Here is a 19,749-nt window from a genome sequence, read left to right as displayed (position 1 = left end):
AAATAGCCCTAGTTTCAGGGCTATTTTTATGAATTACTATCATTTGATAGCAAAAAATGAGGCTTATTTTGCTAAATGTTCTGCACGTTTAAAGACAAGGGTATTGCCTTCAGACTCGGCGGCATTAAATTGATAACCCTCTAGATTAAATTCTTTAAGTTGTGCCTTATCACTTAATCTTTCTTGAATAATAAAACGGCTCATTAAGCCTCTTGCTTTTTTAGCATAAAAACTAATCACTTTATATTTGCCATTTTTCTCATCAAGAAAAACAGGTTTAATAATTTCAGCATTGAGTTTTTTTGGGTTGACTGATTTAAAATATTCATCAGAGGCTAAATTAACCAAAATATTATCCCCTTGAGCTTCAAGGGCGTTATTTAACGTTTCAGTAATTGTGTTGCCCCAAAACTGGTATAGATCACTGCCTTTTTTATTGTTCAGTTTTATGCCCATCTCTAAGCGGTAAGGTTGCATTAAATCGAGTGGGCGCAATACGCCATATAAACCGGAAAGGATACGCAAATGCTGTTGTGCAAATTGAAAGTCGTCATCTGTGAAAAGTTCAGCGGCTTGCATTCCAGTATAAACATCACCTTTGAACGCTAAAATGGCTTGTCGCGCATTATCGGGTGTAAAGTCAGGTTGCCATTCACCAAAGCGAGCCGCATTTAGTCCTGCCAATTTATCACTAATTTTCATTAAGCTTGCGATATCACTGGACGACAGTTTTCGACATTCTGCAATAAGTTGTTGGGAATATTTTAGCAATTCAGGCTGGGTGAACTGCGTTGTTGCTAAAGGCGATTCGAAATCCAGTGTTTTAGCTGGTGAAATAGTAATTAGCATAATTCCCTCAATAGTTATTTTGATTTAGTTCTACTATAGCAAATTGTTTGGTAGATAAGTTAAATCATAATAATAGGAAAAAACAATACTTTCACCAATGTGCCATAAAATAGACATATTAAACGATTCAGCCTGAGTTGTTATTCTGTTTTTTGCTACTTTTGTTTTGCGAAATCGTTTGGCATTCAAATAATTGCTTTCGATGAATCTAAGCATCTTGTAGTGTGAGCAGTCCATGTTATTATCAATAGATATCCGCAGGTGACTGCAAACAGATTTACCTAGTAGATGAGATAAACAAAATGACCAACAAATTAACTTCTTTGCGTAAACTGACTACAGTTGTAGCTGATACAGGTGACATTGCAGCAATGAAACTGTATCAACCTCAAGACGCAACTACCAACCCTTCTTTAATTTTAAATGCAGCCCAAATTCCTGAATATCGTAAATTAATCGATGAAGCGATTGAATGGGCGCGTTCACAAAGCGATTCTCGCGAGCAACAAATCGTTGATGCGTGTGATAAACTTGCTGTCAATATCGGTTTAGAAATCTTAAAACTGATCCCAGGTCGTATTTCAACAGAAGTTGACGCACGTCTTTCTTATGATACCCAAGCCTGTATCGTCAAAGCGCGTCGTTTAATTAAACTGTATAACGAAGCGGGTATTAGTAACGATCGTATCCTGATTAAACTTGCTTCTACATGGCAGGGTATTCGTGCAGCTGAGCAATTAGAAAAAGAAGGTATCAACTGTAACCTAACTTTACTGTTCTCTTTTGCTCAAGCTCGTGCATGTGCAGAAGCTGGTGTATATCTGATCTCTCCATTCGTTGGCCGTATTATGGATTGGTATAAAGCCAATACAGATAAAAAAGAGTTTGCACCAGCAGAAGATCCAGGTGTTATTTCTGTAACTGAAATTTATAACTACTATAAAGAGCATGGTTATAACACCGTCGTTATGGGAGCTAGCTTCCGTAATATTGGTGAAATTTTAGAATTAGCAGGTTGTGATCGCCTAACTATTTCTCCTGCGTTATTAAAAGAGTTATCAGAAGCACAAGGTGAAGTAGAGCATAAACTATCCTTTAATGGTGAAGTTAAATCACGTCCTGCGCCAATCACTGAAGCTGAATTTTATTGGCAACATAATGCTGATCCAATGGCCGTTGATAAATTATCTGATGGTATTCGTAAATTTGCGGTTGATCAGGAAAAATTAGAGAAAATGATTGCAGATTTATTATAATCTGGCGTTTAATTCTTATAAAAACTGACAACACCCACTTTAAATAGGGGGGTGTTGTCTTTTTTTTTATTGCAAAATAATATTTAAAATAATTTTAAGATTAAATTGATTTGAATAAATAATTTATCCGGTAATAATTATAAAAATTAATTATTAAAAACATCCTATTTATTATTGGTGAATTATGAAAAAGATGGTTTTGGCAACAGTACTGGCATCGCTCTTTTTTAGTAGTGTTGCTATGTCAGAAGATAAAACAGCCTTCTCTTTACCTGCGATTGAAAAAAGTGCGGAAGAAGGGAATGCCGCTTCTCAGTATCAACTTGGTGTTAAATATGAAGGTGGCGAAGGTGTAGAACAAAATACACAAAAAGCATTGGAGTGGTACACAAAAGCGGCTGAACAAGGTCATGCAGAAGCGCAATTAAATTTAGCGTTAATGTATGATATGAATGATGATATTGAGCGTGATGCTGAAAAAGCGGTTTATTGGTATAACAAAGCGGCTGTTCAGGGACTCTCTTTAGCACAATACAATTTGGCCGTCTCTTTTGATGAAGGGGGTGGTGTAGAGCAAGATCATGAAAAAGCAGTATATTGGTATACAAAAGCCGGTGAACAAGGTGATAGCGATGCGCAGTATAATTTAGCGATTTCATATGATGAAGGTATCGGTATCAAACAAGATCATGAAAAAGCGGTGACTTGGTACACTAAAGCCGCAGAGCAAGGTCATGCTGATGCACAATACAACTTAGCTGTCTCTTACGATGAAGGCGAAGGGGTCGAGCGTGATGGTAGCAAAGCGGTATTCTGGTATACCAAAGCGGCAAATCAAGGTAATCGAGATGCGCAAAATAACCTTGGTGTGATGTATGACGAAGGTGATGGTGTAGCAAAAGATCAACGTAAAGCGAACGAATGGTATAAAAAAGCTGCGCTACAAGGTAATGGCTTGGCACAAAATAACCTTGCAATAAACTATTATTATAGCAAAGGGGTTAAACGTAACTTGAAAGAAGCCTATGCATGGTTTGCTGTTGCTGTAGAAAATGGTGAAGGTGATGAGGCTATGCTAAAACGAACCGCCCGAGCCCTCAATGCTGCCCAATTAGCAGAAGCTAAACTTTTAGCTGCTTCTTATATTGCTAAATATCTTGATGACTAAGATTAAATCATTAATGTGATAAAAAACGGGAGTATAAAACTCCCGTTTTTTTATAGCTAAAATAACATAATAGCTTTTACTGAGATTGTTTTTAATTCACCCGTGTTCTCGTGTTAATATCAGCACGCTAATTGGCAGTTATTGATTAATTTGAGGTTGATATGAATGAATTACGTATAGGACTGGTTTCTGTTTCTGATCGTGCATCCAGTGGTGTTTATGAAGATAAAGGCCTGCCCGCTTTAGAAGCTTGGCTAAAAAAAGCAATCACAACCCCTTTTCATATCGAATCACGTTTGATCCCCGATGAGCAACTGATGATTGAACAAACATTATGTGAACTGGTTGATGAAGCAGGATGTCACTTGGTTTTAACAACGGGAGGCACAGGGCCTGCTCGTCGTGATGTTACGCCTGATGCAACATTGGCGATTGCTGATAGAGAGATGCCAGGCTTCGGTGAGCAAATGCGCCAAATCAGTTTGAAATTTGTTCCTACGGCGATTTTATCTCGTCAAGTGGGAGTTATTCGTAATCAAGCCTTAATTTTAAATTTACCGGGACAGCCTAAAGCGATCGCAGAGACATTAGAGGGATTAAAAGACAGTGAGGGACAGGTGATTGTCAGTGGTATTTTTGCCAGTGTTCCTTATTGTATTCAATTATTGGATGGCCCTTATATCGAAACTAACGAAGAAATTGTGGTTGCCTTTAGACCTAAATCAGCACGCCGTTCTACATCTGCTTAATACATTGCATCGGTTGTTTTTGTTATTAATATTGAATGTGAGTACGTTTTGCCCTAATAAGATTAAATAAGAACAACCTGCTATTTTTACCTATGAGTGATGCTTCTGTTGATGATTTATTGATCATTGAGATAACCCACTTTGTGTAATAATTGATTGAAACTGTTATATTTCAATTAGTTATTTTTTATATTAATGGATTATCGCTGTTGTTTTACATCATCATAATGGGTTAAAGACAATATTTATCATAACCTATTGATATATAATATTTATTTTTTATATTGTTATTTTACTAGATCTTTTTTTTATCTTTTTACTATTTTTTTTTATTTTTCCCCTTGATGAATGTATTTATGACCCCATCTATTTTTCAACTGCAATTACCACTATTGAGTTGCGTTGATGTTTATCCGCTTTGTGATGATATTGAGTCCATTAATTTTTTGACTTGAAAAATGAATATTCATCCTCATATAGATTGGTAATCAAATTGATAAAGAATTCTCTTTGGAGGCGTTTAAATGGGTAAAATTATTGGTATTGACCTGGGTACAACTAACTCTTGTGTTGCTGTAATGGACGGTAAGAATGCCCGGGTTATTGAAAACGGTGAAGGCGATCGTACCACTCCTTCGATTGTTGCATATGCACAAGATGGTGAAATTCTAGTTGGTCAACCGGCAAAACGTCAGGCTGTGACTAACCCACAAAATACATTATTTGCCATCAAACGTTTAATCGGTCGTCGTTTCGAAGACGCGGAAGTACAACGTGATGTTTCTATCATGCCTTACAAAATTATTAAAGCTGATAATGGTGATGCATGGGTTGAAGCACGTAACGAAAAAATGGCTCCACCACAAGTTTCTGCTGAAGTATTGAAAAAAATGAAAAAAACAGCGGAAGATTACTTAGGTGAACCAGTTACAGAAGCTGTTATTACAGTTCCTGCTTACTTTAATGATGCGCAACGTCAAGCAACTAAAGATGCGGGTCGTATCGCGGGTTTAGATGTTAAACGTATTATTAACGAACCAACAGCTGCGGCATTGGCTTATGGTTTAGATCGTGAAGTGGGTAACCGCACTATCGCTGTTTATGACTTAGGTGGTGGTACATTCGATATCTCTATCATCGAAATTGATGAAGTTGATGGCGAAAAAACCTATGAAGTTCTGTCAACCAATGGTGATACTCACTTAGGTGGTGAAGACTTCGATAGCCGTTTAATTAACTACTTAGTTGATGAGTTTAAGAAAGAACAAGGCATTGACCTGCGTAATGATCCATTGGCAATGCAACGTCTGAAAGAAGCTGCAGAAAAAGCAAAAATTGAATTATCTTCAGCTCAACAAACAGATGTGAACTTACCTTATGTTACTGCTGATGCGACAGGGCCTAAACACTTAAATATCAAAGTGACTCGTGCAAAACTGGAATCTTTAGTTGAAGACTTAGTAAAACGTTCAATGGATCCAGTAAAAGTTGCATTAGAAGATGCGGGCTTGAAAGTCAGTGAAGTAAACGACGTTATTCTGGTTGGTGGTCAAACTCGTATGCCTATGGTACAAAAAACTGTGGCTGAGTTCTTCGGTAAAGAACCACGTAAAGACGTTAACCCAGATGAAGCTGTTGCTATGGGTGCTGCTGTTCAAGGTGGTGTATTAGCTGGTGATGTTAAAGACGTTCTGTTACTTGACGTGACTCCACTGTCTTTAGGTATTGAAACTATGGGTGGCGTGATGACTTCGCTGATTGCGAAGAATACCACTATCCCAACTAAACATAGCCAAGTATTCTCTACTGCTGAAGATAATCAATCAGCTGTAACTATTCACGTATTACAAGGTGAGCGTAAACGTGCGAGTGATAACAAATCATTGGGCCAATTTAACTTAGATGGTATTCAACCTGCACCACGTGGTATGCCACAAATTGAAGTGACTTTTGATATCGATGCTGATGGTATCTTGCATGTATCTGCAAAAGATAAAAACAGTGGTCGTGAACAAAATATCACCATTAAAGCTTCTTCAGGTTTAAATGAAGAAGAAATCCAAAAAATGGTACGTGATGCAGAAGCTAATGCAGAAGCAGACCGTAAATTTGAAGAGTTAGTGCAAACACGTAACCAAGCAGATCAATTAGTTCACGGTACACGTAAACAAATTGAAGAAGCGGGTGACAAATTAGCGGCTAACGATAAAGAAGCTATCGAAAAAGCGTTAAGCGAATTAGAAATTGCTTCTAAAGGTGAAGATAAAGCTGCTATTGAAGCAAAACTGCAAGCGTTAGTTGAAGCTTCAAAACCTCTGTTAGAAATTGCACAACAACAAGCTCAAGCGGGTGCAGGTAATACTGCCGATGCAACTGATGCAGGTGCGAAGAAAGATGACGATGTTGTCGATGCAGAGTTTGAAGAAGTAGACGGCAAAGATAAAAAATAATGCCCTTAACGGGCCGCGGTAACTCAATAATGAACAGTTACTGATACCGAAACACGGGCGTCGAGGCAACTCTACGCCCGTGTGCTTATGTCAAGGGTAATCCAGAATGGCGAAAAGAGATTTTTACGAAGTACTCGGGTTAAGTAAAACAGCCGATGAAAAAGAGATCAAACGTGCTTATAAGCGTTTAGCGATGAAATATCACCCAGATCGTAATCAAGGTGATAAAGATTCGGAATCTAAATTTAAAGAAATTAAAGAAGCTTACGAAGTTCTTAGCGATCCACAAAAACGTGCGGCCTATGATCAATATGGTCATGCTGCCTTTGAACAAGGTGGTTTTGGTGGTCAAGGCGGTGGTGGCTTTGGTGGCGCTGACTTTAGCGATATCTTTGGTGATGTGTTTGGCGATATTTTTGGTGGTGGTCGTCGTCAACAACGTGCTGCACGCGGCTCAGATTTGCAATACAACATGGACTTAACGCTAGAAGAAGCTGTTCGTGGTATTACCAAAGAGATCCGCATTCCAACCTTAGAAACCTGTGATAAATGCCACGGAAGTGGGGCAAAAGAAGGCACATCAGCGGAAACTTGCTCAACATGTCATGGGGCAGGTCAGGTTCATTTACGTCAAGGTTTCTTCACCGTTCAACAACCATGCCCTACTTGTCATGGTCGCGGTAAAGTAATTAAAGAGCCTTGCTCTAAATGTCATGGTGATGGCCGTGTTGAACGTTATAAAACCTTATCAGTTAAAATCCCGGCGGGAGTGGATACCGGTGATCGTATTCGTTTAAGTGGTGAAGGTGAAGCGGGTGAGCAAGGAGCACCGGCGGGCGATCTGTATGTACAGGTTCATGTTCGTCAGCACCATATATTTGAACGAGATGGTAATAACCTCTATTGCGAAGTACCTATTAACTTTGCGGTTGCAGCATTAGGGGGAGAAATTGAGGTGCCAACTCTCGATGGTCGTGTGAAACTAAAAATTCCAGCAGAAACACAAACTGGCAAAATGTTCCGCATGAAAGGCAAAGGTGTTAAATCTGTACGTAGCCATGGTGTCGGTGATTTAATGTGCCGTGTTGTTGTTGAAACGCCAGTGAAACTGAATGAAAAACAAAAGCAGCTTATGGAACAGCTAGGTGAATCATTTGGTGGTAAAGGTGGTGAAAAAAATACACCGCGCTCTAAGAGTTTCTTAGATGGAGTAAAAAAATTCTTTGATGATTTAACCAAATAATTTTTGCGTTATCTTCATTCTCAAAAGCCTGATAATGTATTGCCTATCAGGCTTTTTCTTATCAATTTCATAAAAATACCTAGAAACTTTCTCTGTTATCTTCAATACTCATTCCCCTCTTATTTCATTAGGTATCCTCTGGTAACAAAAAAGGTTGAACAATATTATCTTCACCTCTTATTATTCTTGTGAGTAAATTATCAACTATTCTTAATAAAAAGCACACTATAGTCACAATAATATGGATAAAAAATAGAATATTTACCTATTTTCTATCAATTCTTGTTTTAAATGTGAATTATTACTTATGTTTATCATAAAAAATAATTGTATCAATAGGTTGTATTTTATTTTTTTTATTTTTGCTTTTTATCTTTCGTGATATTACTTATTGATTATTTTTTACATAATCCCTTCTTTACTCTTGATATAAGCGATTGAGATCGAAAAAGCCGAATTATTTTTGCTAAATAATCTGTTTTTTACGAATTCATAATTAGCATATTATTAACACAAATAGACATTTTTAGGTTAACAATATGACAGCAATTATTAGACAATTTTTAAGATTAGAGGCATCAGGCGGTATTCTTCTGATTGTTGCTGCTATTATCGCATTAATAATGGCGAATACACCTCTTAGTGCTTTGTATAATGAGTTTTTATCTATCCCAATAATGATTAAATTTGGGGCATTAGAGCTAGATAAACCGTTGATCTTATGGGTTAACGATGCACTCATGGCCATCTTTTTCTTAGTGGTAGGATTAGAAGTCAAACGGGAGCTAAAAGAAGGTTCCTTAGCGCAACGTGATCGCGCTATTTTTCCTGCAATTGCAGCAGTAGGAGGAATGTTAGCACCTGCTTTGATTTATCTATTTTTTAATCATGGCGATGCGATTGGTCAGCAAGGATGGGCTATTCCGGCAGCAACAGATATTGCTTTTGCTCTAGGTGTAATGGCGTTACTAGGGCGTCGCGTTCCTGTGGAATTGAAAGTCTTTTTATTAGCGCTAGCCATTATTGATGATCTTGGTGTCATTGTGATTATTGCTCTCTTTTATTCTAAGAGTGTGGCATTAGTCCCGTTATTATTGGCAGCGCTAATCACCATCATGTTGTTTATTCTTAATTGGCGTAAAGTGAGTAATACAGCAGTTTACTTAGTCCTAGGCTTTATTTTGTGGGTGTGTATTTTGAAATCAGGTATACATGCCACAATAGCGGGAGTGATTGTTGGATTCTTGATCCCATTAAGAGATAAAGAGGGGGCTTCACCGTCGGAAGAGTTAGAGCATGTTTTACACCCGTGGGTTGCCTACTTAATATTACCGCTATTTGCTTTTAGTAATGCGGGGGTTTCTTTAAATGGCGTTACCCTTGATGGCATGTTATCGACCTTACCCGTTGGTATTGCGTTAGGGCTTTTCTTAGGTAAGCCGATTGGGATTTTTCTCTTTAGTTGGGTTTCGGTAAAACTAGGGATTGCAAAATTGCCAGATGCGATTAATCTTAAGCAAATATTTGCCGTTTCTGTTTTATGTGGTATCGGTTTTACTATGTCTATCTTTATCGCAGGTCTTGCGTTTGAAGGTGCTATAGAAGCCTATAATACATACTCTAAACTGGGTATTTTAGTTGGCTCAACCATGGCTGCTGTTGTGGGATATTTATTGCTTAACTCTGTTTTACCGAAGTTGAAGCAGAAGCAAAAATAGCGAAATTGAGTAGGGAACTCGTTTTCTAAACACAATAAAAACCGAGCTATAAACATAAACCTACGGCGCAATACCTTGTATTGTGCCGTAGGTGTTTTTATGAGGATTGGAGAAAGGAACACCAATCGCTAATGCGTTGTTAACGAAGTCTGTGTGATGAGATCACAGAAGTTGAAAGGAAAATCACTATGCGTGTGTCACATCTCAATTTTAATCATCTTTATTATTTTTGGCATGTGTGTAAAGAAGGCTCTGTTGTAGGGGCTGCGGAAGCGCTGTATCTGACACCTCAGACAATTACAGGGCAAATTAAAGCATTAGAAGAAAGATTAGGGGGGAAATTATTCAAGCGTCAAGGGCGCGGATTAGTTCCCTCTGAATTAGGTCAGCTTATTTTTCGCTATGCCGATAAAATGTTTATGCTGAGCCAAGAGATGCTAGATATTGTCAACTATAGTCGAGAATCTAACCTGTTATTTGATGTTGGGGTTGCCGATGCGCTATCCAAACAACTTGTTAGTCGTGTATTAGAAGCGGCGGTTATTGATCATGAACAAATACATTTACGCTGTTTTGAATCGACTCACGAATTGTTGTTAGAGCAATTAAGTCAGCATAAGTTAGATATGATTTTATCTGATTGTCCCGTAGATTCCTCACAACAAGAGGGGCTGTTCTCTGTTAAATTGGGTGAGTGTAGTGTCAGTTTTTTCTGCAGTCAGCCAATACCAGAAAAGCCATTCCCAGAATGTTTAGAAGATAGAAAATTGCTTATCCCTGGTCGACGCTCTATGTTAGGTCGTCATTTGTTAACTTGGATACGCAATAAAAATCTTCAAGTAGAAATTTTAGGTGAATTTGATGATGCTGCATTAATGAAAGCATTTGGTTTAAATCATAATGCTATCTTTGTTGCACCTTCTATTTATACCAATGAGACATTTGTCCAAAGTAATATTGAGGAAATAGGCACATTAGACTCGGTAAAAGAAGAGTATTACGTTATTTTTGCTGAACGTATGATCCAGCATCCGGCAGTACAACGTGTGTGTAATACCGATTTTTCAGCTTTGTTTAGTGGTGAAAAGAAAGCCAATAACGAATGAAATACGTAGAGTTTGCATAGACAGAATGTAAAAAAACCGGCCTAAGCCGGTTTTTTAAACACAAAAACAATAATTACATTGCTTTGATTTGTGCTTGCAGATTAGCTTTATGACGTGCTGCTTTATTCTTATGAATTAAGCCTTTAGTTGCCTGACGGTCAACAATTGGTTGCATGTCATTAAATGCTTTTTGTGCTGCTTCTTTATCACCAGAAGCAACTGCTGCGTATACTTTTTTGATGTAAGTACGCATCATTGAACGACGGCTTGCGTTGTGCTGACGACGCTTTTCAGACTGAACCGCACGTTTCTTAGCTGATTTGATATTAGCCAAGTTCCAACTCCCAAATATATTCTAGCGAGGACAATACAAAGGTGAAGGAATATGCCTTTTCAACCTAAGTTTGTCAATGGATTTATACAAAATTAGCGTCGTTGTACGCGACACTGGTTTCGTTGTGATGGCGCAAGATTTTATCAGTTAAGACGGGTAGAATACAGTCTTTTGAGTGAAAAAATCATCAAAATCGTGTATATGAGTAATAAATAATAGATTCTAAGCGGATCTACGGTTGATTTTGTGCGATTTTATAACCAACAAGTGAGTAATCGTTTATTTTTTGTTAGCAGTGAGCATGTTAATTTAACAATCATAGTGAATTGACAAAGCAAGATATTACTCACCAATAAACATTGATATATTGGGTTACTCTCGAGCCTTTGACAAGGTATAATCCAATTATTTCCACGGTATTGAGCCAGTTATGGAGCTAATTCGCGGTATACAGAATATTCGAGCACAACATCATGGTTGTGTTCTAACAATTGGCAATTTTGATGGTGTCCATCGCGGTCATCAGGCATTATTAAAACACTTGAAGCAAGAAGCATCACGTCGTGGCCTACCTACTGTTGTGATGACATTTGAACCTCAACCTCTGGAGTTTTTTTTGCCAGAGAAAGCACCTGCTCGTCTAACGCGCCTACGCGATAAGATAAAATATTTGGCAGAGTGTGGTATTGATTACCTGTTATGTGTCAAATTTGATAAGCAATTTGCGGCACAAACACCGGAAGAGTTTGTTTCATCACTCTTAGTTGATAAATTAGGTGTGAAGTTTTTAGCCATTGGCGATGATTTTCGTTTTGGTAAAAATAGAGCAGGTGATTTTCATTTTTTACAACAAGCCGGTGCTCGATACGGATTTGAGGTGGCAAATACCGAAAGTTATTGTGACAAAGGATTACGTATTAGCAGTACGGCGGTACGAGAAGCCTTATTCAATGACGATTTAGCATTAGCTGAATCATTGCTTGGACACCCTTATAGCGTTTGTGGACGCGTGGTACATGGTAATCAATTAGGCAGAACTATTGGTTTTCCAACCGCCAATATTCCCATGAAACGCTTAGTGGCACCTGTTGCTGGTGTTTATGCGGTTGATGTTTATTTAGCCGACCATCAATCGCCTTTAGCGGGGGTGGCTAATATTGGCAGTCGTCCTACCGTAAAAGGTAAGGGTGTACAATTAGAAGTTCATTTAATCGACGTTAATATGGATTTATATGGACGTCGTATTGATGTTGTGTTACGAAAGAAATTACGTAATGAACAGCGATTTGCATCATTGGATGCGTTGAAACAGCAAATCGCAAATGATGTGGCTGCTGCTAGGGATTTTTTATTGCAGCGGTCGGAGTCATAAACTAGCGGAAACTTGGAACTGAGAATCGAATGAGTGACTATAAAAATACCCTGAACTTACCAGAAACAGGGTTCCCTATGCGCGGGGATTTAGCAAAGCGCGAACCAGAAATGTTATCACGTTGGTACAAAGAAGGTTTGTATCAAGCTATTCGTCAAGCTAAAAGTGGTAAGAAAACATTTATTTTGCATGATGGCCCTCCTTATGCCAACGGCAATATTCATATTGGTCACTCAGTAAACAAAATTCTCAAAGATATTATTATTAAATCCAAAGGGCTGTCAGGCTTTGATTCTCCGTACATTCCAGGATGGGATTGTCACGGATTACCTATTGAATTAAAAGTTGAACAAATTGTAGGTAAACCAGGAGAAAAAGTCTCTGCAGCTCAATTCCGCGAGGAGTGCCGTAAATATGCTTATGAGCAAATAGAGGCGCAGAAAAAAGATTTTATTCGTTTAGGTGTGCTAGGAGATTGGGACAAACCTTATCTCACTATGGACTACAAAACGGAAGCCAATACTATTCGTGCATTAGCGCGTATTATCGCTAATGGTCACCTATTAAAAGGGGCAAAACCTGTTCACTGGTGTACGGCTTGTGGTTCATCGCTAGCTGAAGCGGAAGTGGAATATTACGATAAAACCTCTCCTTCTATCGATGTGCGTTTCCGTGCGGTTGATTCAAACGCTGTAGCGGCTAAATTTGGTGTCGTCACTGATAAACCTATTTCTTTAGTTATTTGGACTACCACACCATGGACATTACCTGCTAACCGTGCAATTGCATTAAATGGCGAATTTAATTACGCATTAGTTTCATTTAATGATGAGTGCGTCATTTTAGCGGCAGACTTAGTTGAACACGTTATGAAACGTATCGGTGTCACAGACTGGGCTGTTTTAGGTGAATGTAAAGGTAGTGATTTAGAATTATTGCGCTTCAATCACCCATTTATGGGCTTTGATGTGCCAGCCATTTTAGGCGATCACGTTACATTAGATGCCGGTACAGGGGCTGTTCATACCGCGCCGGGTCATGGTCCTGATGACTTTGTTATTGGTCAAAAATATGGTTTAGAAGTGGCTAATCCGGTTGGACCTAATGGTTGTTATCTTCCTAATACGTATCCGACCTTAGATGGTGTGTTTGTTTTTAAAGCTAATGATGTGATTGTTGAGTTACTAAAAGAAAAAGGTGCTCTATTACATCATGAAGCAATGCAACATAGTTATCCTTGCTGTTGGCGACATAAAACACCAGTTATCTTCCGTGCCACTCCACAATGGTTTATCGGTATGGATAAAAATGGATTACGTCAACAATCCTTAAAAGAGATCAAAGGTGTTAAATGGATCCCTGATTGGGGCCAAGCTCGTATTGAGTCAATGGTGGAAAACCGTCCTGACTGGTGTATTTCTCGTCAGCGTACTTGGGGAACACCAATGTCGCTGTTTGTGCATAAAGAAACACAAGAGCCTCATCCTCGTACTCTAGAGTTAATGGAAGAAGTCGCTAAGCGTGTAGAAGTGAGTGGTATTCAAGCTTGGTGGGACTTAGATATCCGCGAACTGCTGGGTGATGAAGCTGATGACTACATGAAAACACCTGACACACTTGATGTTTGGTTTGATTCAGGATCAACGCACTCAACCGTAGTTGATGCTCGTCCTGAATTCCATGGCAATTCTGCTGATCTCTATTTAGAAGGTTCAGACCAACATCGTGGTTGGTTTATGTCTTCTCTTATGATTTCAACGGCAATTAAAGGCAAAGCGCCTTATCGTGAAGTATTAACACACGGTTTCACCGTAGATGGACAAGGCCGTAAAATGTCGAAATCCATTGGTAATACTGTTAGCCCTCAAGATGTAATGAACAAACTGGGTGCGGATATTTTACGTTTATGGGTTGCCTCCACCGATTATACGGGGGAAATTGCGGTTTCCGATGAGATCTTAAAACGTTCTGCTGATACTTATCGTCGTATTCGTAATACAGCGCGTTTCTTCTTAGCGAACTTAAATGGCTTTGATCCAGCTAAACATCAAGTTAAACCTGAAGAGATGGTAATACTTGATCGTTGGGCGGTCGGTCGTGCGAAAGCGGCACAGGAAGATATCCTCAAACACTATGAAAACTACGATTTCCATAATGTTATTCAGCGTCTTATGCAGTTCTGCTCAGTAGAAATGGGATCTTTCTATCTAGATATCATTAAAGACAGACAATACACTGCGAAAAGCGACAGTGTTGCTCGCCGTAGTTGTCAAACTGCGCTATACCATATTATCGAAGCATTAGTACGTTGGATGGCACCAATTATGTCGTTCACTGCGGATGAGATTTGGGCACAGTTACCGGGTGAGCGTGCGAAATTTGTTTTCACTCAAGAATGGTACACAGATTTATTTGGTTTAGAGGCATCTGAAACCTTAAATGATGAGTACTGGGCGGAATTATTAGCCGTTCGTAGTGAAGTCAATAAGGTGTTAGAGCAAGCTCGTACCGATAAGCAACTACGTGGCTCTTTAGAAGCGGCAGTAACACTGTATGCGGATAAAGCCTTAGCGGAAAAACTGAATGCATTAGGAAACGAATTGCGTTTTGTTTTACTTACCTCTCAAGCGACCGTTGCTGATATTCATGATGCGCCAGAAAACGCGTTAGCATCTGATATGGCGGGGCTGAAAATTGTCTTGAGTAAAGCGCAAGGTGAAAAATGTCCACGTTGCTGGCACTATGCAACTGACATTGGTCAAGTGGCGGAACACGCTGATTTATGTGGTCGCTGTGTTACTAACGTAGCCGGTAACGGTGAAGAACGTAAGTTTGCTTAATTGATGAAGAAAACACTTTGCTCTACAGGTTTACGCTGGCTCTGGTTGGCTATTGCTGTAGTGGTGTTGGACTTAGGTACAAAACAGTATTTCATGCAGACATTCCGTCTGTATGAATCTGTGGCTGTCATGCCTTTTTTCAACTTCACTTATGCTCATAACTATGGCGCAGCTTTTAGCTTTTTAGCCGATAAAGGCGGATGGCAACGTTGGTTTTTTGCATTAATCGCACTGGCAATCTGCATTGTCTTAGTGGTGATGATGTATAAAAATAAAGCGAGTGCCAAGCTAAGTAATATTGCTTATGCGCTTATTATAGGCGGAGCATTGGGTAATCTTTCTGATCGTCTGATCCATGGATTTGTCATCGATTTTCTGGACTTTTATGTCGGTGATTGGCATTGGCCTACTTTTAATATTGCTGATGTGTCTATTTGTCTTGGTGCAGGTTTAATTATCATTGAGAGCTTTTTCCCTGATAAGAATGCCAGCCCACAAGAAGCCAACAAGCAGAAGTAATCTGACAGATCAGTTAACTAAAATAACCCCTGCCTAATGGCGGGGGTTACGCTTAATAGAAGGTATTAGTATGAGTATGCAGATCCTCAATAATAGTGCGGTATTGCTGAATTTCACCTTAAAATTGGCAGACGGCTCTGTTGCTGAATCTACACAAGCACATGGAAAACCGGCGTTATTTCGTCTTGGTGATGAAAGCTTATCGCCTGCTTTAGAAGCAGAGTTGGTAGGACTTAAAGAAGGGGAAAAGAAAACCTTCACGCTTGCGGGGGGGGCATATTTTTGGTAAATATAATCCTGATCTTATTCAATACTTTATGCCTTCTGATTTTGCGCAATCCGGTATTCCTGAAACAGGTACCATTATGCTGTTTACGGCAATGAATGGTAATGAAATGCCAGGAATTGTGCAGGAAGTGACGGAAGATTCTGTTACTGTCGATTTTAATCATCCATTAGCGTTACAAGATGTCACATTTGATATTGAAGTCGTCAGTATTGATCCACAGGAGGAAACAACAAATGCAAATATTGCTGGCTAACCCACGAGGCTTTTGTGCGGGTGTTGACCGAGCTATCAGCATTGTTGAACGTGCATTAGAAATCTATGGCGCGCCAATTTATGTACGCCACGAAGTGGTTCATAATCGCTATGTAGTCAATGATTTACGCGAACGTGGTGCTATTTTTATTGAAGAAATCTCCGAAGTGCCGGATAACGCTATTTTGATCTTCTCAGCACACGGTGTTTCTCAAGCTATTCGCCAAGAGGCACGCTCTCGTAATTTAACGATGCTTTTTGATGCCACTTGTCCTTTAGTGACCAAAGTACATATGGAAGTCGCAAGGGCGAGCCGTAAAGGTAAAGAGGCCATTTTAATTGGCCATGCCGGACACCCAGAAGTTGAAGGGACGATGGGGCAATACAGTAACCCAGAAGGGGGAATGTATTTGGTTGAATCTCCAGATGATGTATGGAAACTAAAAGTGAAAGATGAAGATAATCTTTGCTTTATGACACAAACTACATTATCCGTCGATGATACTTCCGAAGTGATTGATGCCTTAAATAAACGATTCCCTAAAATCATCGGGCCCCGTAAAGATGATATCTGCTATGCGACAACCAATCGTCAAGAAGCTGCTCGAGAGCTTGCAGAGCGTGCCGATGTCGTGTTTGTTGTTGGCTCTAAAAACTCATCTAACTCAAATCGATTAGCAGAGCTTGCACAACGTGCAGGCAAACCCTCTTATTTAATCGATAGTGCTGAAGATATTGATGAAATATGGGTAAGCCATGCCAATATTGTTGGGGTGACAGCAGGAGCATCAGCACCAGATATTTTAGTTCAACAAGTCTTAGCACGATTAAAGGCCTTTGGTGCAGAAGAAGTGATTGAGCTATCTGGCAGAGAAGAAAACATTGTTTTTGAAGTGCCAAAAGAGTTACGTCTTGACTATAAAGTAGTCGAATAATAACAATAGCTATAAACATTTAATTTACCAAGCAGAGCCAAGGCTCTGCTTTTTTTATCTCCTTTTTTATAAATCGTAAAATTTAATGAATAATCATGCGGTTCATCGCTTTTGCTGATGATCTCTATCCTTTTGTTCGTTTTTCTTATTATCGTCGTTAAATGCTGGCATCAAACGAATGACATCGTTAATCTGTAAAGTATTAATAAAGATCATAAGTGTTACTAAGGAGAACATAGATTATGTCTGCAACAGAACTTCGTCTTGCCGTAGTGGGGGCTGGAGGGCGTATGGGGCGCCAGCTGATCCAAGCGATTAATCAGCAACAAGGTGTGGTATTAGGTGCTGCTTTTGAACGTACTAATTCTTCATTGATAGGGGCTGATGCAGGAGAGTTAGCGGGAATTGGTCATATCGGTATCACTGTTACTGATAATTTATTAGCTCAAGTCGGGCAATTTGATATTTTAATCGATTTTACGCGTCCAGAGGGTACGTTGTCCCATCTGGCATTTTGTGTTGAGCATCATAAAGGCATGATTATTGGAACTACCGGTTTTGATGAAGAAGGTAAAAAAGCCATTAATTGTGCTGCACAAACTATTCCTATTGTCTTTGCTGCTAACTTTAGTGTTGGCGTTAATTTAGTGCTTAAATTATTAGAAAAGGCAGCTAAAGTGATGGGATCTTATAGTGATATTGAAATTGTAGAAGCTCACCATCGTCATAAGGTTGATGCACCATCTGGTACGGCCTTAGCGATGGGCGAGTCGATTGCAGAGACTTTAGGTCGTGATCTGAAAGATTGTGCGGTTTATCAACGAGTTGGACATACAGGAGAACGTGATCCTCGCAGTATTGGCTTTGCGACTATTCGTGCAGGGGATATTGTGGGTGAACACACTGCTATTTTTGCAGATATTGGTGAGCGAGTAGAGATTAGCCATAAGGCATCGAGTCGAATGACCTTTGCAAATGGCGCGGTTAAGTCAGCTATTTGGCTAAGTGAAAAAAAATCTGGTCTTTATAATATGAAAGATGTGCTTTCTTTAGAAGAATTATGATTTTGTTTTATATTTAATTCGTTGAAAACCCATGATTATTTATATTATTTGTGGGTTTTTATTGTTGTTTGTATGGTTTTTGTTTGTTGTTTTTATTTTTTAATAACTTCCTTTGTTTTCTTCCGTTTTTATAGTTAAAATTTCGCTTAAGTCTCTTTTTTTCTTTTTTTTATCATCTTTTTAAAATATCTTGGTAAGCAAACGGTTAAATTTGTAAGATGGGTGATGGAAATTGTCACTTAGCTGATTAAATTGCTAATGATCGATATTTTTTTAATTAAAAGAGTGTTTTTTCTAGACATCTGCTCATGGGATCTTTAGAATGCGCCCAATTTGCCAAAAATTTGCCCAAATTTATGTTTTTGGCATTGATTTAGAGTCTTAAATCTGAATTAATATGCATGAAATGTGATTTATTATTCTCTGGAGGGCGTTTTGATTAAATCAGCTATACTGGTTCTAGAAGATGGGACCGAATTCCACGGCAGGTCGATAGGCGCAGAAGGCGCTGCTATCGGTGAAGTCGTTTTTAATACTTCCATGACCGGTTACCAAGAAATATTAACCGACCCTTCTTACTCCCAACAAATTGTTACTCTCACCTATCCTCATATTGGCAATACCGGCGTTAATTCCTCAGATAAAGAATCAGCAACTATCCATGCTCAAGGGTTAATTATTCGCGATTTACCCCTAGTGATGAGTAATTATCGTGCCGAAGAGAGCTTAGCCGATTACCTTAAACGTCATCAGATTGTGGCGATAGCTGATATTGATACACGTAAATTGACGCGATTATTGAGAGAAAAAGGCGCACAAAACGGTTGTATTATCGCAGGCACTCATCTTGATGCTAAACAAGCGCTTGAAAAAGCAAAAGCGTTTCCAGGATTAAAAGGAATGGATTTGGCGAAAACGGTGACAGTGGAACAACCTTACCAATGGACACAAGGCAGTTGGACATTAAAAGGAGAGTTGCCCGCCACTCAATCACCACAAGATCTCCCTTTACATGTGGTGGCCTATGATTTTGGTGTGAAACGTAATATTTTACGTATGCTGGTGGATAGAGGCTGTCGAGTAACAGTGGTTCCAGCACAAACCTCAGCCCAAGAAGTGTTAGCGCTCTCACCTGATGGCATTTTTCTCTCTAATGGTCCGGGGGATCCAGAGCCCTGTGATTATGCAATTGACGCCATCCAAACTTTCTTAACTACCGATATTCCAGTATTTGGTATCTGCTTAGGGCACCAATTATTAGCCTTGGCGAGTGGTGCAAAAACCGTAAAAATGAAATTTGGTCATCATGGTGGCAACCATCCCGTTAAAGATTTAGATAATAACAGTGTGATGATCACCGCCCAAAACCACGGCTTTGCTGTTGATGAAGCATCGTTACCTGATTGTTTAAGAGTGACACATAAATCACTATTTGATGGTTCTCTACAAGGTATTCATCGCACAGATAAAGCTGCATTTAGTTTCCAAGGTCACCCAGAAGCGAGTCCAGGGCCGCATGATGCGGCGCCGCTTTTTGATCACTTTATTGAACTTATTGAGCAATATCGTCAAAACCTGCAATCAGTGACAAACAAATAAATCAGG

At 39.2% G+C, this 19,749-nt stretch carries 15 protein-coding genes and 1 pseudogene; 14 read left to right on the top strand and 2 right to left on the bottom strand.

Annotated features, from left to right (window positions below; translation table 11 throughout):
• Positions 1-63: 63 nt before the first annotated feature.
• Positions 64-849 (bottom strand): peroxide stress protein YaaA, encoded by a 786-nt coding sequence (yaaA, locus tag ACYUCW_RS12700; protein ID WP_004252634.1) that lies wholly within the window; start codon positions 847-849, stop codon positions 64-66.
• Between the two features lie 302 nt (positions 850-1,151).
• On the opposite strand from yaaA, the gene tal reads away from it, so the two are divergent.
• The 7 genes from tal (at position 1,152) to nhaR (ending at position 10,539) form a co-directional block, all read left to right on the top strand.
• Complete coding sequence (gene tal / locus ACYUCW_RS12695) at positions 1,152-2,105, top strand: transaldolase (protein WP_004245217.1); 954 nt, start codon at positions 1,152-1,154, stop codon at positions 2,103-2,105.
• Between the two features lie 184 nt (positions 2,106-2,289).
• Entirely contained in the window at positions 2,290-3,273 is a 984-nt protein-coding gene (locus tag ACYUCW_RS12690; RefSeq protein WP_460408733.1) for a tetratricopeptide repeat protein, read from the top strand.
• 161 nt (positions 3,274-3,434) lie between these two features.
• Positions 3,435-4,022, top strand: coding sequence for a molybdopterin adenylyltransferase (gene mog / locus ACYUCW_RS12685; protein ID WP_004245215.1), 588 nt, complete (start codon positions 3,435-3,437; stop codon positions 4,020-4,022).
• A 524-nt stretch (positions 4,023-4,546) separates the two neighbouring features.
• Positions 4,547-6,472: a molecular chaperone DnaK gene (gene dnaK, locus ACYUCW_RS12680; protein ID WP_004248962.1), complete on the top strand. Its 1,926-nt coding sequence runs from the start codon at positions 4,547-4,549 to the stop codon at positions 6,470-6,472.
• Positions 6,473-6,578: 106 nt separating this feature from the next.
• Positions 6,579-7,715, top strand: a complete 1,137-nt coding sequence (dnaJ, locus tag ACYUCW_RS12675) for a molecular chaperone DnaJ (protein WP_004245212.1) — start codon at positions 6,579-6,581, stop codon at positions 7,713-7,715.
• A 539-nt stretch (positions 7,716-8,254) separates the two neighbouring features.
• On the top strand, positions 8,255-9,433 hold the full coding sequence (nhaA, locus tag ACYUCW_RS12670) for a Na+/H+ antiporter NhaA (RefSeq protein ID WP_004245211.1): 1,179 nt from the start codon (positions 8,255-8,257) through the stop codon (positions 9,431-9,433).
• Positions 9,434-9,621: 188 nt separating this feature from the next.
• Positions 9,622-10,539 (top strand): transcriptional activator NhaR, encoded by a 918-nt coding sequence (gene nhaR, locus ACYUCW_RS12665; RefSeq protein WP_460408730.1) that lies wholly within the window; start codon positions 9,622-9,624, stop codon positions 10,537-10,539.
• Positions 10,540-10,612: 73 nt separating this feature from the next.
• On the opposite strand, the gene rpsT is transcribed toward nhaR, so the two are convergent.
• Positions 10,613-10,873: a 30S ribosomal protein S20 gene (gene rpsT / locus ACYUCW_RS12660; protein ID WP_004248964.1), complete on the bottom strand. Its 261-nt coding sequence runs from the start codon at positions 10,871-10,873 to the stop codon at positions 10,613-10,615.
• Between the two features lie 430 nt (positions 10,874-11,303).
• Here rpsT and ribF point away from each other — a divergent pair, with 430 nt between their 5' ends.
• From ribF to carA, 7 genes and pseudogenes are all read left to right on the top strand, one after another.
• Positions 11,304-12,245, top strand: a complete 942-nt coding sequence (gene ribF, locus ACYUCW_RS12655) for a bifunctional riboflavin kinase/FAD synthetase (protein WP_004245208.1) — start codon at positions 11,304-11,306, stop codon at positions 12,243-12,245.
• A 29-nt stretch (positions 12,246-12,274) separates the two neighbouring features.
• Entirely contained in the window at positions 12,275-15,085 is a 2,811-nt protein-coding gene (gene ileS, locus ACYUCW_RS12650; RefSeq protein WP_004245207.1) for an isoleucine--tRNA ligase, read from the top strand.
• Positions 15,086-15,088: 3 nt separating this feature from the next.
• Positions 15,089-15,604 carry a signal peptidase II gene (lspA, locus tag ACYUCW_RS12645; RefSeq protein ID WP_026164640.1) on the top strand — a complete coding sequence of 172 codons (516 nt, stop codon included), beginning with the start codon at positions 15,089-15,091 and terminating at the stop codon, positions 15,602-15,604.
• Between the two features lie 70 nt (positions 15,605-15,674).
• Positions 15,675-16,146, top strand: a pseudogene (gene fkpB, locus ACYUCW_RS12640) (FKBP-type peptidyl-prolyl cis-trans isomerase).
• Positions 16,127-17,080 (top strand): 4-hydroxy-3-methylbut-2-enyl diphosphate reductase, encoded by a 954-nt coding sequence (gene ispH, locus ACYUCW_RS12635; protein ID WP_004245204.1) that lies wholly within the window; start codon positions 16,127-16,129, stop codon positions 17,078-17,080. Before fkpB ends, ispH begins: the two are co-directional and overlap by 20 nt.
• A 242-nt stretch (positions 17,081-17,322) precedes the next feature.
• Complete coding sequence (gene dapB / locus ACYUCW_RS12630; protein ID WP_012367441.1) at positions 17,323-18,144, top strand: 4-hydroxy-tetrahydrodipicolinate reductase; 822 nt, start codon at positions 17,323-17,325, stop codon at positions 18,142-18,144.
• A gap of 435 nt (positions 18,145-18,579) precedes the next feature.
• The gene (gene carA / locus ACYUCW_RS12625; RefSeq protein ID WP_004252626.1) at positions 18,580-19,743 is read left to right on the top strand and encodes a glutamine-hydrolyzing carbamoyl-phosphate synthase small subunit; all 1,164 of its coding nucleotides are present in this window, start codon (positions 18,580-18,582) and stop codon (positions 19,741-19,743) included.
• Positions 19,744-19,749 lie beyond the last annotated feature (6 nt).

The sequence above is a fragment of the Proteus sp. MB838 genome, from assembly GCF_054767435.1.
The sequence above is the reverse complement of the archived record's forward strand: the minus strand, read 5'-3'. Positions and strand labels throughout refer to the sequence as shown.

Coding starts and splice junctions, on each gene's coding strand:
- yaaA (WP_004252634.1), bottom strand. CDS start 849: ATGCTAATTACTATTTCACCAGCTAAAACACTGGATTTCGAATCGCCT.
- tal (WP_004245217.1), top strand. CDS start 1,152: ATGACCAACAAATTAACTTCTTTGCGTAAACTGACTACAGTTGTAGCT.
- ACYUCW_RS12690 (WP_460408733.1), top strand. CDS start 2,290: ATGAAAAAGATGGTTTTGGCAACAGTACTGGCATCGCTCTTTTTTAGT.
- mog (WP_004245215.1), top strand. CDS start 3,435: ATGAATGAATTACGTATAGGACTGGTTTCTGTTTCTGATCGTGCATCC.
- dnaK (WP_004248962.1), top strand. CDS start 4,547: ATGGGTAAAATTATTGGTATTGACCTGGGTACAACTAACTCTTGTGTT.
- dnaJ (WP_004245212.1), top strand. CDS start 6,579: ATGGCGAAAAGAGATTTTTACGAAGTACTCGGGTTAAGTAAAACAGCC.
- nhaA (WP_004245211.1), top strand. CDS start 8,255: ATGACAGCAATTATTAGACAATTTTTAAGATTAGAGGCATCAGGCGGT.
- nhaR (WP_460408730.1), top strand. CDS start 9,622: ATGCGTGTGTCACATCTCAATTTTAATCATCTTTATTATTTTTGGCAT.
- ribF (WP_004245208.1), top strand. CDS start 11,304: ATGGAGCTAATTCGCGGTATACAGAATATTCGAGCACAACATCATGGT.
- ileS (WP_004245207.1), top strand. CDS start 12,275: ATGAGTGACTATAAAAATACCCTGAACTTACCAGAAACAGGGTTCCCT.
- lspA (WP_026164640.1), top strand. CDS start 15,089: ATGAAGAAAACACTTTGCTCTACAGGTTTACGCTGGCTCTGGTTGGCT.
- ispH (WP_004245204.1), top strand. CDS start 16,127: ATGCAAATATTGCTGGCTAACCCACGAGGCTTTTGTGCGGGTGTTGAC.
- dapB (WP_012367441.1), top strand. CDS start 17,323: ATGTCTGCAACAGAACTTCGTCTTGCCGTAGTGGGGGCTGGAGGGCGT.